This window comes from Stenotrophomonas sp. LMG 10879 (genome assembly GCF_002750935.1).
Lineage (GTDB): Bacteria > Pseudomonadota > Gammaproteobacteria > Xanthomonadales > Xanthomonadaceae > Stenotrophomonas > Stenotrophomonas lactitubi_B.
On the sequence record NZ_PEJT01000001.1, the window covers coordinates 272633 to 287715 of the forward strand.

Consider the following 15083-nt stretch of genomic DNA (forward strand, 5'->3'; position numbering starts at 1 on the left):
GCAGTAGCCTGATGCGTCTGCCGGCTTCTGAGTTGCGTCCGCAGGAGTGCGCGGGTTGCGTGTGAAGCGGATGCTGACAATGCGCGGCGCTGGCAGGACGCCAGCATTGAGGGTGGCGCTGAGTACGGGACGCTCAAAGCCGAAGCGGCTGATGGGTCTTAGGGAGCCAATTAACGTGACGCGTCACGGTGACTGGATTGCTGGGCGGTGAATTCTGCAGGGCTGAGGGCTTGGATGACTCTCAGAATTCAACGTTCGCCCGGTGATGCATGCTTGGTTGGTTGGGGGTGAGCGTGCGACCGGTGGTCGGCGTGTGCTGTAAGGATGGGCTGTGGTGAGTCTGGATGCTGCCGGCAGCCAAGGTGTGCGGCAGCTTGATGGCTGGGATGGATGGGGATAGAAGCTGCGGTGATTCTGGGGGCATCCTGGGGTGGCTGGGCGGATGACGGACTGGATGCCTAGCTGCTTTGAACATAATATACATTATGCGAAATACGACGTAGCCGACACGGGCTGCGGCGGCTGGCTGCTTTCGTGGGTCCTGCTTGGCAATGGCTCTGGCTCGGCTCTTGCCTGCCTGTTCGTTCACCCGACAAGGACGAGCTCGCAGCATGATCAAGATAGATCCCCACGACCGCATAGATCTAACCGGCCCTTGGGCCGGTTTCGGCTTTCAGGGCGGCCACATGTTCACCCCGGAGGGTCACCAGCTGGATCCCTGCGATATGGCCTGGTGGTCGCTGACCTGCAACATCGCCCGGGAATGGAGGCTGATGATGGCCGAGGCCCGCGCCGAGGTGGCCACCCGATCGGTACCGCCCCGAAAGGCTTGTGCCACAACGAAATCCAGCGTCATCTACCTTGCCGAAGCCCTCAGAATTCGCCGAGAACGGCGGTTGGGCGTGCGTGGCCCCGGTTCCGACGCCGAAACTTCCAATGTGGTCTACATGAGCCGTGGGCCGAGGCCGCGCCAGCGCGTGTGAGGCGCTTGCGTAGGGGCGAAGCCCCTACACCCCGTAAAATGCCCGCTGGATCACTTGGGGGTGCCATAGATGGCGAATTCGACGGGCTTGATTTGGAAAGTGGCTCTAGGGGTGTTCTTGGGCGGCAGCGCGTTGCTCTTGGCAACCTGCGGTGTCCTGGGCGTGGCCGGAAACGCAGCTATGAAGGAACAGGAACGTGCCGGTGAGGCCCTCGCACGCCAGATATACCCCGAGGTGCCAATCGACGAAGTGCGTAGCACGCGCGAGGCCGCAGAACGGGCCGCAAGGCCCAAGGTGCTTCCGCCGGGTCACCGTTGCATCAACGGCCAAACGTTCCGCCGAGTTGAGAACGGCTGGGTGCAGGTTTCGTCAGCCTGCACCCCGTGATGCGTCACGCTAGTTTCCGCTGTAGCGATTCTGGACCGATTCCGGGAATGTAGACATAGGCCGCTCACCAACAGAGATGACGGCGCCCGGAACAGCTGCAGCTGGTGCCTGTAGGACCTGCGTAGAAGCAAGCTGCACCTGTGAGCCGGGATCGTCCTGGCGTGGCGCGCGGTAAGGGTTGTAAGCAGGGCCGTCACGTGCAATCGCAACGCACACCTGCAACCTGACCTTAGCCTTGGTGCCCTGTTCCGTGAGGCACGTACAGCTAGTGTCGGCATCGGTGGTGGCGGCCGCCGGCGTAGCGAGATCGCTGCGGCCGACCTGCGCGACCTGCGCCGTATTGGCGAGGCGGGCTATATCTACCGACTGGAGCACAGCAAGACTCAGCAGACCGGGGTTACGGCCTCCTCGACGCCGGACAAGCCGGTGCTCGATCGGGCCGCCCTCGCCCTGCAGGATTGGTTGGAAGCGGCGGGCATCACCGAGGGAGCCATCTTCCGGCGGCTATGGAAACAGCGGGTGGGCCCTGCCCTGTCCCCGGCCGCTGTGGGCGAGATCGTGCAGCGGCGAGCGCGCTTGGCCGGGCTGGAGGGGGATTTTGGCGGGCACAGTCTGCGGTCGGGGTTCGTGACCGAGGCTAGTCGTCAGGGCGTGGCATTGCCGGCGATCATGCAGCTGACGGAGCACCGGTCGGTATCGAGTGTGATCGGGTATTTCCAGACGGGCGGTGCTACGGCAAATCCCGCTGCTCGCCTACTGGAAGATTGACGGCCCAGAGCGGGCTACGGGCGCGCGTTAATCGATGCGCGCCGCTCCACCTCCGATGGCTTATCCTGTGGCTGCTGGACCTGTACTACCGCCAAGGGAGGGGGCGTGGCCACAAGTAAACCAGGTAAGGGAGCCGGTGCGCCGCTATCAGCGCTACCGCCGCCGACCCCTTGGCCTAATGCGAATGCACGCCTTCTTGGCGTGGGGGCGGGACTACCCGTGCAGCCGCTGGATCGGCTGGCTCAGTTCAGCGCGGCAGATTTCGAGCGCTTCACGCTTGAGTGGGCATCTGACTACCTCTCGACGCAAGTTGAGGTCGCTGAAGCTCAGCAGCGCGGCGGTGCCGGCGACAAGGGGAGAGACGTAGTCGTGTGGCTTGATCCCTCGGGGACAGAGCCGCGCCGCTGGAAGCTATATCAGTGCAAGCACTACGGCGACCGTCTGGGCCCCGGCGTCGCGGCGGGTGAGATCGCCAAGGTTCTCTATTACACGCTCCAAGGCGACTACACATCGCCTGAAGAGTATTGGTTTGTCACTCATAAGGGCACGACTTCTACTCTTCAGGATCTCTTGGATGATCCAAAGAAGCTGCGCGATTTCGTAACTGAGAACTGGGACAAACACTGCGCGGGGGCGATTACATCCAAGGCAATAGTGGCTCTCACTAAGGGGATGAAATGCCACATTGCCTCGTTTGACTTCAGCATTTTCAAAGCGAAGCAGCCGCTTGAGCTCATCTCCGAACATGCTCAGACCAGGTACCACCTGACCGTATTCGGTGCGCCGCTGATAGAAAGGCCGCCTCCGCCGGAGCCCCCTTCGTCGGTTGCGCCAACAGAGTCCGGCTATATCACCCAGTTGTTCGAAGTTATTGGGGAGGCCATGGAAGTAACTATCAGCGCCCCCAGTGACTTCATACATATATCCACTTACAAGGGCATTTTTGAGCGCTCTCGTATTACTTTTTACTGCGCTGAGGGCCTTAAAGAGCTGGCCCGAGATCAGATGGCCGATCCAGCGTTCTTTGAAACTCTGCTCGGCGAGTTCCGGGAGGGCCTGTACTACACATACACGACAACCGGTCAAACCGGATTGAATCGCCTCAAAGACACTGTGAAGGCGGCCCAGTCGCTACAGCTTGGTGGGCACGTGTTGGCCCCTCATGTGCAAGCAAAGGACCGCGAGGGCATGTGTCACCAGATGGCGAACGAGGGCATTCTGAAGTGGTGCGTCACATGATGAACAATGACCCAACCTCACCACGACCTCCGCGCCCTTTCAACACGCCCTTGGAGTGCGGCCTTCGAACGCTATTTGTTCTGAATGCCACCAATGGAGCAACGTTAGATCTCCAGCGGCTCGTTTCATATGACTATCTCCTTGTTCACTCCGGCGACATACCTCATGGCCCGCCCAGCCTGCATCCAGCTGTGCCTCTTCGTGGAACAGAGCTTCTGATTAAACGTGACCTGGTGCGCGCCGGATTGAATCAGATGTTCAGCCGTGAGTTGCTCATGAAAAGCTTTGATCGTACGGGAATCATGTATAGAGCAACGGCGCTAACGGCAGCTTTTGTAGGCCTGCTCAAGTCCGACTACGCCACAGCACTTCGCTACAGAGCAGAATGGATCGTATCGAACTTCGGAAGCGATTCAGACGAAGAGCTAAACGCCTTTATGTCGGCCAATGTGGGCAAATGGGGAGCCGAGTTTGAGCGGCTTACTGCGCTACGCGATCTGGAGTTGTAAAGCGATGTTTCAATTACGAAAGCTCGTATTGCGCGGCGCCGGTGTTATGGATGCCATGGAAACCTTCGAACCGGGCGGGAACATTCTTGCGGGCGAGTCCGACACCGGAAAGAGCTACCTGCTTCACTGCATTGACTACGTCTTCGGCGCAGATGAACTACGGAAGCGAATCCCCGAGGCCGAAGTGTATTCGGATATTTTCGTCGAGCTAGAGAACTCGGCCGGAGAATTCCTGACGCTCAAGCGCCACTTGGCTGGAGGAAAGATCGCCGTCTACCGATCAAGGTTCGAATCCATGAGCGCAACCCAGCCCGAGGTCGTGACCTCCAAGCGTGGGACGGGTAAAGGCATCAAAGACATCTCGGCTGTCCTCTTTGCTTTTGCGGGGATCCCTGAGGCGGTGCTCCGCAAGAATAACCGCGGGGCGACTCAGCGTCTCTCTATGCGGATGTTTCTTCCGGTGCTCTTAATTGACGAGATCGCTGTTATTGATGACCGCTCGCCGGTACTTGGGAAGAGTGGATTTAGTGAGACCGCACACAAGCGCACTTTCTCTTTCATGCTTTCCGGCAAAGATGACGAGGGAATTGTAACCAGCGAAGAACAGGTGCTTGTAAAGGCGCGCTCTACTGCGCAACTTGGCGTTATCACGGAACTTCTGGCGCCTCTTGAAGAGCGCGCGGCAAAACGCCAGTTCGCGTCGCCCTTGGCCTCCGAAGAGATTCACGAAGCGATTAACAGCATTAGTGACCACCTCACGTTGATCACCGACGAGCGGACAAATCTCTATTTAGAGCGAGAGGCGTCCACCGCAGAGCTGAACCGAGCTGAGTACCAAGTCATTGCTTTGAAAGAACTACTGTCGCGGTACCACTTGCTTGATGGCCGCTATGCCTCGGACTTGGAGCGCCTTGACTTCGTAGCCGAGGGCGCTCACTACTTCAAGGAGTTGCAGGAGACGCGTTGCCCTCTTTGCGATCAGGTCATGGACGGCGCTCATGAACACTCCGCTGAAGCATCTGCGGAGAGTGTCCACCAGTCAGCGCGGGCGGAGGCAGGAAAGATTCTCGGGCATCGCGCGGACTTGGCGGAGACTATTGAGGCCGTCACTTCACGCATGCAAGAGCAGGCCATGCAAGCCGCTGCGGCTAAAGCAAACCTATCGCGAATTGAAGATAGGCTTACTCAGGTAATAATTCCGTCCTTCACCGAAGTCGCCGCCCGTCTCGACGACCTGGTCAGTCATAGAATTGAGCTTGAGCGCGCCAATAGCGAGCGTGATCAGATTCGCAACCTCAGCGAGCTCAAGCGACAGATCGAGACCGCGCTGGACACGAAGGAAGAGAAGGAAACGTGGCAACAGTTGCCCGCAAAGGCACTGCGAGAACTCTGCTCCGAGATTGAGACCATCTTGGGCAAGTGGAGCTGGAAGGGTCCGGGACGAGTAGATTTCGACCAGAAGGAGTATGACATTGTTGTGGATGGTCAATCTCGCCAATCGCACGGCAAGGGCGTTCGCGCGGTCCTCTATGCAGCTTTCGCGATAGGGCTTCTTCGGTACTGCAGGAGTAAAGGCACGCCCCACCCCGGCATGGTGATAATTGACTCACCGCTGACGAGCTACAAAAAAGGGAAGTCCAGTTCTACTGGTGATGGCCCAGTTGACCCCGGAATCGAGGCCTCCTTCTGGGAATCGATGGCGGGCCTCGATGATGGAATTCAGGTTGTCATCGTCGAGAACAAAGAGCCGCCCCAAGACGTAGCCGAAAAAGTCCACTATCAGTGGTTCGCAGGCGACGCCGCAAAGCCGGGCGAACGCGCCGGACTGATTCCCCGGTAACAGCCTCGATTGGCAAACCCGTCCCATATCGAACCGCCCGCCACTAACCGACGCAATCCTAGTGGCCATCGCGCGCTTGGTAGATGGCTCACAGACCGACGAGTGCGAGCCAGCCACTCGAACATCGAGTTTCAGATTGATAAGGCAAAGCTGGCTTCGGTAGATCCCGGTAGGCGATCAAAGCCTATTGGGCAGTCAAAGCTGGTTCGCCCGGTGCTGAGTTGGGCGCTGTCAATCGACAGGCCGTCCGGAGAAATTCTTGTCGCCGGACTGTTATCTACGGCTCAGGCTTACGGAGGCTTCCGCCCCGCTGCCGCGAACTACTGTGGTGCTGAGGAAATTGCCAACCTTTCAGCAGCCTTCGACCTACAGAGCGGGCAGTTGGGGGCTGGTGGCTCGCTCTGGCCCAAAGTCCTATCGCCGCTGGCCGCGGAGGAGCTAACTGCGGGACTTGGGGCTTACGCGGAGGGGGCCCCTAGCGGCGCTCTCGATAGCCCCTTCGTTGCCGGTACCGCTAAGGACCTATGGAGGCTACCACCGCAATCGCTGGCGCTTGGCTTCGTGTCCGGCCCAGGCAGACACGCTAATCATTGGCTCATACCTTTGATGATGGTGGAACTAGAATGCCGGCAATCAGGGGTTCTCGGGCGCCCCTTAGAGGCGTCCTTAGTTCATAATTTGCCCAGTGACCTGGGGGGGGGGGCATAAGACGCATGCGGGACGAACAGTACATACGCACAGAACTGGGTCTGCTGGTACCTCGCGGTTCGGTCGACTCAAAACAACCAGCAGCGCTTCCTGATGCCGACCTAGACGCTTCGGCCAAAACAACTGTCGGCCATAGCGACCGTTGGCTTAACCTCGCGTCTATTTTCATACAACTAGTGACTGTGGTTGTTCTGTGGCTAACGTTCAAAAACACAGTAATCCCTACCCAGCAGAAGGAGCTACTTGCAGAGCAAGTGGCAGGCCTTGAGCAAGATCGAAAGAAAACAGTGGCAGACATTGAGCACGGCAGACGCACAATGGAAAAGTTGAACAGCACCCTGTCCGGCCAGAGGCAAGAACTAAGCAGGCTGCAGCAGGAGCGAAACGCGCTCGAGATCGAGTCAAGACGAGCACATGCTGAAGCAATAGCCGCACAAGCCAAGGAGCAGGCCGCGCAGCTCTCGACAAAGTCCGCCCAGAAAGGCCTAACAGACGCAAGATGGAGAATCTTTTCAGAAGAAGCAAGCTGGCAAATTCTTCGTGCGGACACTGGAAGAACGTTAATCTACAAGCATATAAGTAATGCTGCTGATTCCGCAAATTCAGCTGCGGAAAAGCAAACAGCGGCTCAGAGTATTGTTCGAGACATCGAGCTATACGAGAAAAATTGGCCCGACTACAAGACGCTCGTGAAGTTAACGGGCGATCACATCAGGGCGTTGCGCAGTCCGCACTACACGGTTGAGATGGCTAACGAATTTGCAGATCAATTTGAAAAGGAGGGTGCTAAATTTCAATGCGAACGCCCCAATTTCGCAAAAATGAAAGAGAAATACCTACTCGCTCTGGCGAATGCTGGAAAAGAAGCAAGCGAAGAAGCAAAGCGACAGATGGATAAAATTCGGCGCGAGTACGCCGCAAAAGGTCAGGCACCTGTATTCCAGGAGGGATGGGAGGAAAATGCGACACGGATGAGTCTAGTCGGCCTGGAGTACAGCGTTAAAAGGGACCTAACTAATGAACTGATTGAGCTCCCGAACGAATGCGAGCAGCGCTTCAAAGCCATCGGCGCAAAGTTTCTTGAGGAGAGGAGTGGAAGTCCACAGGCGCTACCGGACGACATTCTGTACTAGTTCGATGCATCCGCGAGAACGAGACTGGCACTCCAATGGATGCTGACGTTGCCGCCCGCCACCCCAGGCTAGTGCTGAACGGGTCGGGAGTTGCCCTTACCTACCCCCGATAAATCTTCCTAATCCTCTGCCGGCAAGCCGGGGCAGCCAGCGCGTCCCACCATCGGTCCAACAGCAGCCGGACCACCGCGCCCTAGGGCCACCCGAACGCGCCCTACGGCGGGGCCCTCGCCTCGTGCCAGGGCCTGATCTGCAGCGGCAAACACCTCGCGTCGGGTAAGCAGATCTCAGGGGCACTGGTTCAAGTTAGCTGCTTGGACTGCGGTCTCGCCCACTTTCTCCATCAACAGCAACGGGAATCGGCGTTGGTCGATGGGGCGACGCTGCCCGCGGCGGCTCACCCCTACGACGCACAGCCGATACCGGCATATGGGCCATCTTCCGCGATCGTCCAACGCGAACCTGGTCTGCGCAGTTTGGTGCCATAGTCGACGCCTAGTCTAGACTGGGCTGAATGTGCAGCCTCGCCTGTTGCCTCGACCAGTCGGGAGCGAGGCATGGAACAAAACGCCGGCACTCCGGCCGGAACACCTAAACCGCATGGAGCGAACTTGTGAATAATACGCTGCCCGATTCAATGGATAATTTTCTTGGCCTTGTGGGGCATCTAGCTGCTAAGTCCACTCTCGGGCACGACCTGGAGACCGTGGCTGAAGAGAATGCGGAGTTGGTTGCACAGCTGGCCGAATATCAGCGGGACGGTACAGTGGCCCTGGCCGCCAGTTTGCTGACTCTCCCCGAGCATCAGCGTCAGTGCGGCCGCTTTGAGCAACTTGTCGCGCTTGCGCTAATTTATTGCAAGGGCACTAAGGTAGCAACCGTCGCTGACGCCGCTCGCTGGTACGAAGCGCTTGGGAACTCGGAAAGCGCTTTTGGCGAGGACCCTGCAGAGGACGTCTTCGTTAGCGTCGTCGGCAACAATCGCGGCGACCACCTAGTGCTGGAGGGCATCTGGGAAAGCGCCGGCTTCTACACGCAGTACCTTGTAGACGTGGTGTTTGCGATGCCGGCGACGGCAAAGTACGAGCCTCTCAAGCGCCGGGTTCAGGCGTTGCTTCGGCTATCCAATCTCGTCTGCAAAAGCGCCTCGCTCGCCCGGCTTCAGGATGGCGGCGACACGAACCACGAAGCGCTGGATACTGGCGGGTTGGACGCAGATAGCCTAAGGGTGCGCGTGGCCTTCACCACCAAACAGCTGAAGTCCGCCGACATATCGATAGCCGATCTTGCGCAATTTGCACTGGGTGAGGAACAGATCAGGACTCTCGGTGTTGCCGCGCTTGGCGACGGCAGCCTGGAACAGCGCCCCCTGCTCCGGACTAAGGACGGCTTTCTGGCTGCGATGCCCACGGCCCTTACTGTCGCCATCCGCCATGAGGTGATTCGTTACGTCAAGAGCCTCGGCGAGCTTCCAGTATTGGATCGAGCATTGGCCAATGTCTACACAAAGCACATCGGCGGAACTCGCGTACTGGGCGGCGCTGCAAACCTGCGGGTGGAATGGCAGCGGCATGGAACTACCCACTTCTCGGTGATGACCTCTGAGCTTGATGTTGGCCATCATGTTGCATTCGTCTTCATGCTGCCAAGCATGACGCAACACACAGATTCAGCGTTCACGGACATTCTATCAATCGACAAAGGTACGCTGGCATTTATCAATCGCGCCGCTAAGCACGCTGCGGAAGGTATTGCCAAGGCCCCGGGGTTTCAGCGCGGCCTATTGATCCAGGTTGTATGTGGATGGGGGGCTGGCTTTGCAGGCGAGATCGCAAGTATTGACGACGAGCGCTGGCAGTCGCAATGGCTATCTGCCGCAGACTTCGTACGGCTTGGCTCCCTGCCGGACATGACGCCGTTGTCTTTTTGGCGCATCCTGGACGCAAACGAGGCTGTGCACAAGGCCGGTGTATCCATCCTCAATATCAACGGCGCGCTCAATCTGATTGGCTGGGTGCGGTCAAATGATGGTCAACTTGTGCCGCAAGACCAGTTGACCGGCCACCGGATTGGCCCGAATTCACCCTTGATGCTCCAAGTCCCCACCGATTTGATCCGCGCGGTACGCTCCGCCGCAGACAGCGCTTACGACCACCATCGTGTCAAGGACAATGGCGGTCGTTGGCATAGTGTGCTGCGGCCATCTGCCGAAGACTTCTTCCCGTCCGACCGGCTGGTCCGGTGCTATGCATCCATGGATGACGCTGGTCGCGGAGTGATGTCGGCCGTCTATGAGGGTAACAACAACTTCTGGATGACGATGGAGGCCCCCAGCATCGAAGACCGGAATCTGGAGTATGAACTTTGGAACATGGCCCGGGTCTGGTTAAGCCGCGTTGGCGCAGGCATTGAAGCGCTGTACGGAAAGCTTCCGAGCGATCGATCCTTCAAGGTGTACCTGCGTTTTGAAGGCTCCGATAATGTCACTCGCTTCACGACTGCCATCGAGCGAAGCGAGCTTGAGTCGCTCTGGCGGCTGGAACGAGTCAGCGAGCAACAGGCAATCCGCATATGTGTGGAAGATGGCTTCTTGGCGGGATTCCGCGCGGCTGACAATCGTGCCGAACGCACGCTCGTCAGAGCGCTGGGTACCGCATTTGGGTCACTGCTACGCTTGGATAAGACATCGGATGTCGGAACAGAGGTTGAATATTATTGTGTGCCTAACGACACGGCGCGCAGCTTCCACATTATTGAAGGAAAGAACTTCAGTGATCGGGTTCAGCCAATAACGCGCCCGATGCTAGCCCTTGAATCTGTCGAGTACAGCGCGGGCCGGGTTGGCTTGGGTTGGCGAGCTGTTGAGAGTGAAGCTCCGGCCAGCTACAGAGGCAAAGAGGCTACCAGCGCCCTTCTCACCAAGGTGGTAGATCTTCTTATCACCGATATTGCCGATGAACTCGCGACGTTCAATCGCACGTCATGTCTCCACAGGTTGATGGAGAACATTGAGCGCGCACGCACCGGAGAGCGTCAGTGGCATCGCACGGCGGCGGCAATCTTGGGCCTGCATGAGAGCGATCCGGCCAAGGACACCGTGATTGCGCAACAACTCGGCCGCTTTGCCGGTGCCGCGCTTTTTTCCCGACTGATCGCCGAGATGGCAATCTGCGCATGCCCTCTGAGCGGAGGAATTGATCCGTCGGACATGGCGCTTACCCGCCTAATGGCGCGGGCGGCCTTGCTCTACCGGATCGGCGGGTTTTCTGATGCGATCCGCTTCGGCATTCTTCCTGCCGAGGTTGACATCGCGCCACTTGGGGACCTGCTGTTCCGGGACGATCTGGGCCACATGGTGGTCGAGCCGCTGCTATCAAAGGCAACGAACGAGCAGTTTGAAGCCCATGCCAATCGACACGAACGACACTATTCGCAGCTTGTACCCAAGCCAGGCGGGAGTGCGCCTGTCGTGGACCCCAAGATTCTTGAATTCATGGAGATATTTAAGGAGGAGATGGGATTCACGACTGTGGATGCCTTCCATTTTGCACAGGCCGCCGAGGCGCTGGGTATGGATCGCGGACTCGCGGTGTTTGAGATCAGCAAGAGCGAGCTTCTTGAGCGCGTGGTGGACGAAAGGATGGAAAGGCAAGCGGCTGAAGCTGTCTTCCAGCAATTCACTCTCGCCACGCGATCGAACTGGAGCAAAGTGCCAGGCGGCTTTAAGCTTGCCGACATCTACCCATGGCGACTGGGGCGGCGCCTTTCCATTGCAGCACGCCCAATTCTTCAGATCGACGACTCGCCCGATCCCACAGTGCTGATCGCGCCTGGTCTTCTGCGCAGATCGGCCGAGTACGTCGTGGATGGGGCCTTTACCGGGCGACTAAGCCGCGACTTCTTCAAAACCAAGTCAATGCGTGACCGTTGGCTTGGGGAGGCGCGGGATGGTCGTGGATTTGAGGAAGCAGTGGGGCAGGCCCTGATGGCCGCAGGATGGAATGTGCGCGTGGGCATTGGGTTCCCCGAGATCCTCGGCCATGGACTGAGCTATGACCCCGGCGACGTCGACGTCCTCGCCTGGCGGACCGACAGCAATGCTGTACTGTTCATTGAGTGCAAGGATCTCTCGCTGACACGGAACTATTCTGAGGTGGCCTCGCAGCTCTCTGAGTATCAAGGCGAGGTTGTTGACGGCCAAGCAGACAAGTTGAAGAAGCATCTGAACCGCGTGACCTTGGCCCGAAGCAATGCTGCCAGCATTGCAGCGTTCACCTCTATAGCCAGTCCGGCAATTGTTTCATGGATGGTCTTTAGCGGTGTTTCGCCACTTCACTTCGCCAAGATCCCCGCACTTTTAGGGACGCACGTCGGGCGAATTAGCGACCTTGAGCGGTACCACCTGCTTCCCCAGGGTGAGATTGATTCCCCAAACACCTCAGCTTAACTGATTCCCTGCCACGTAACCTTCCCTCGCCCGCACGACGGGCGAGGCGACGCGAGGCCAGCCGCAACCTTTGCCCCCATTGCCGGGGCAGATCAGCCGACGTCCCCCTCTTCCAGACGTTCCACGCGGGGCCGGATGGGTCCTTCCCCCTGCCGCCCGCGCCTAGTGGAAGATCCCGGGAGCCGGGAGCGGGAACCCCAAAAGTGAAGGGGGGGCGACTTGCCCCCCCCTCTATCCGGGGCGTCGCACGGATCGTCGTTATCCACGTTCGCCTTGTCGGGGACGGTCCTACCCTCCGGCATTGGCAGCCGCCCCGCCCCCTTATTTTGCTCAGCCCAGCAGAACCCACTCAGGGCTGCCGGTCCCGACTGCATCCAGCCACGCCCACCGAACCGAGATGGTCCTTCGACACCGCCTACTCGATCAGTGGCCACAGCGGCCTTCCGCTTCATCAGTGGGCGCACCGCGGCCAGCCTCACCAGCGCCGGCGCCTGCAACGGTGGCACCCTCATCGAGTGCCGCTGCGGAGTCCTCTGGACCCATCATCATCTGGTAGTGCGCGCCGTGCTGAGTCTCTTCGAAAGCTTGCTTGAAGATCGACAGGTACGGACCGACCGTTGCTTCGTCCGCCACAACGTGCAGGTCATCGTTGAAATTGTGCGATCCATCGTTGATCCATGAGAACAGCGATGCACAGATCTGCTGGTCACGCCCTGCAAATTTCGCGATGATCAAGACGCCCGCAGTACAAGCAGCCGGCGATGTGGCGGTCGAGTGAGGGCAAGGGGCTGTCTCCTCATCGCGGTCTGGATGGTTGAATGAGTCTTGTGACTGGTTGGCAGACGCAACATCACGTCTCGCGCAGTGCAGTGATGGTCCAGCGAAACGGCTCGCGGTACTGCTCGGCTAGCGACGACTCCATAATCTGGCTGTAAGCCACCACGTTCCAATCTTGCGTGAGTTCGTGTTCGGCAAGCATCCGCGTCGCCCAGTCCGTGTCGGGCACGACGACACCGGCACACGAGGAGTCAAAGGCCAGCGCATCGGCGTGCAGGCGCCATTCCCGCTCCCACGTGAAGTCGACCGGCTCGTTGGCAGTGGGCTCGTAGGTCATGTGTCGCCACTGATGGCTCGGGGGCAAGTAGTGGGCCTCAGCCAGCGGCTGGTAGATTACCGGACGCGCACATTGTGCGTAGAGCCAGCGCTTGTCGAAGATCAGTCCGAACGGCGCGTAGCGTCCGTAATCCCATCGGTTGACGAGGCCTTCGGTGAGCGCGGCGAGTGGCGCCTCGGTGAAGCAGACGCAACGGTAGCGATTGAGGATCAACCGATCGCTGCCTCGTAGGCGGCCGTCGGCCAGGATTGTGCAGAGCCGTTCGTAGGCGGCTTCCGGGGAAGGGCCCTGCGTGAAGTGAATGAGCTGATCGGACAAATCTGCACGTGACATTGAGCGTTATCCTGCGGCTGCGCCTAGGTTTGGTGAATATGAGAATCGATTTCGTAGAAAAAACCACGCCTTGTAGCCGACAGGGCTATCGCGATACCGTCGAGCACTACGCTCTTACCGACCTATAAAGAATTCAGTATCGCGTTTATATCGGCGCGACGCACCCAATCTAAATGAGCGATGGCTCGAAGTAGACGCAGGCTAGAGCGCCAGATTCGGATCACTGCCCCACGACTGCCGAAGCGAAAATCATGGTTGCTCCGATTTCAACTATAGGGGCTGTGGGTGCCTCCGCAGAGTCTGCTTCGGAGCGGAAGCCGCACTTCCCTACCCCCGATAAACATCCCTTATCGCTTCTTCCTGAGCGGAAGCGCACTGCAACTCCGAGCTTAACCCTTACCGAAATCCAGCCCTATTGGGTTGCTGGGACAGTGATCACGCCCTTTCGCACAATCTCCAACCTCCCAACATCGCCAACCGGAACTAGCACTGCAGCCTTCCGCGTCGGGTCCCACAGCGCATAGCTATCACCGAGACGGCCAATCAGGATCAGGCCACCCTGCACCTTTCCATCGACTGTCACAGCCGTCACGTGCTTGCCGCCGCCGGAGGAGATCTTCTCGGCACGCTGGGAACCAAGCATGCTTGACGCTATCGAGACGTAGACCAGCATCACCAAGGCGTAGATCAGCCAAGGGGAATCTTTCACCGCGGTGGGCACCACCGGCGAAAGATGCACGATCAGCGCACAGATGACCGTCAGAAGAACCCCTATCAGAAGAGGCCACGTGTTCGACCACCAAAGCAGCAGCCCTATGGCAGTGAAGAAAAGCACTGGAAACAGCCATGCGAACAGCTTGCTTTTGGAGCTGCCGCTCGTCACCTTTGTCTCCACCCAGCCGCCAAACAGCGAGGCCAGCAGCATGAGAAACAGCACCATGCCGATGCCTGCCAGGCCAGCCAGTGCCAGCTCGCTCACGGCGACAAACTGAAAGGGATCAAGGCCAAAGTGGCCCCAGTACGCCTTCAGATAGAGCGCGCCTTGAATCAAGCCAAACGTGACGACAGCCGAACCCCAGCCAGCCACATCGGCCATCGATAGTCTTTTTTGCGTACTTTCCATGTACTCCCCCTTTCAAGCGCCCCTGACGCATCCCGGATAGTGCCATGGCGTGGAGCGCGGCGTCAGCCACGCGGTGCAATCGGATTGCAGCGGACCATGGCAGGCCTGAATGGGCATCGAGTGATCGCTCCGTCCATCCATTTGTCGCGTCTGCCCTACTCCCGGCCAGAGCATGTCGGTACCGCCGCGAAATGTGCGCGCGAATCGGGATCGCCGACAGACCTTGCAGGTCAAGCCTCTAGTGCCCTTCCCTGCCATGCAACAATTCTGAAAACGTCGAAAGCAGTGACGGCATTGCCCTTACTGTATTGGCATCGCACACAACCGGGCGTATTCCTTTCCATGCCGCCGAGCATCGGCGGCCGGGATTCGAAACCCCGATTGTGTGGATGTAGTTTGCGCTTGCCAGCCGGCACCGCCCCGCGCGGTGTCGGCTGGCAATCCGTCTGCCGGCTATGGCGGGCGGTGCGTGGAGGCCTTGCGCCTGCCCGGTCATCCA

General features: G+C 58.8%; 9 protein-coding genes and 1 pseudogene. 7 read left to right on the plus strand and 3 right to left on the minus strand.

Annotation, left to right across the window (positions count from 1 at the left end):
* Positions 1-611: 611 nt before the first annotated feature.
* The 7 genes and pseudogenes from CR919_RS01145 to CR919_RS01185 all read left to right on the plus strand — a co-directional run bounded on the left by CR919_RS01145 (position 612) and on the right by CR919_RS01185 (position 12014).
* Positions 612-983, plus strand: coding sequence for a DUF3653 domain-containing protein (locus CR919_RS01145; protein ID WP_343124852.1), 372 nt, complete (start codon positions 612-614; stop codon positions 981-983).
* Positions 984-1655: 672 nt separating this feature from the next.
* Positions 1656-2138: pseudogene (locus tag CR919_RS01155) on the plus strand (site-specific integrase); the annotation flags it as partial.
* Positions 2139-2357: 219 nt separating this feature from the next.
* Positions 2358-3377, plus strand: coding sequence for an ABC-three component system protein (locus CR919_RS01160; protein WP_207761001.1), 1020 nt, complete (start codon positions 2358-2360; stop codon positions 3375-3377).
* Positions 3374-3886: an ABC-three component system middle component 2 gene (locus CR919_RS01165; RefSeq protein WP_099818445.1), complete on the plus strand. Its 513-nt coding sequence runs from the start codon at positions 3374-3376 to the stop codon at positions 3884-3886. The genes CR919_RS01160 and CR919_RS01165 overlap by 4 nt, the downstream gene beginning before the upstream one ends.
* Positions 3849-5726: a hypothetical protein gene (locus CR919_RS01170; RefSeq protein WP_133119575.1), complete on the plus strand. Its 1878-nt coding sequence runs from the start codon at positions 3849-3851 to the stop codon at positions 5724-5726. The genes CR919_RS01165 and CR919_RS01170 overlap by 38 nt, the downstream gene beginning before the upstream one ends.
* Before the next feature lie 713 nt (positions 5727-6439).
* The gene (locus CR919_RS01175; protein WP_133119576.1) at positions 6440-7567 is read left to right on the plus strand and encodes a hypothetical protein; all 1128 of its coding nucleotides are present in this window, start codon (positions 6440-6442) and stop codon (positions 7565-7567) included.
* Positions 7568-8180: 613 nt separating this feature from the next.
* The gene (locus CR919_RS01185; RefSeq protein WP_133119577.1) at positions 8181-12014 is read left to right on the plus strand and encodes a GNAT family N-acetyltransferase; all 3834 of its coding nucleotides are present in this window, start codon (positions 8181-8183) and stop codon (positions 12012-12014) included.
* A 423-nt stretch (positions 12015-12437) separates the two neighbouring features.
* Here CR919_RS01185 and CR919_RS01190 read toward each other — a convergent pair whose 3' ends face one another.
* The 3 genes from CR919_RS01190 to CR919_RS01200 form a co-directional block, all read right to left on the minus strand.
* Positions 12438-12749, minus strand: coding sequence for a hypothetical protein (locus tag CR919_RS01190; protein WP_099818450.1), 312 nt, complete (start codon positions 12747-12749; stop codon positions 12438-12440).
* 115 nt (positions 12750-12864) lie between these two features.
* On the minus strand, positions 12865-13461 hold the full coding sequence (locus tag CR919_RS01195) for a hypothetical protein (RefSeq protein ID WP_099818451.1): 597 nt from the start codon (positions 13459-13461) through the stop codon (positions 12865-12867).
* Positions 13462-13873: 412 nt separating this feature from the next.
* A complete protein-coding gene (locus CR919_RS01200; RefSeq protein ID WP_099818452.1) occupies positions 13874-14584 on the minus strand; it encodes a hypothetical protein in 711 nt (236 codons plus the stop codon).
* Positions 14585-15083 lie beyond the last annotated feature (499 nt).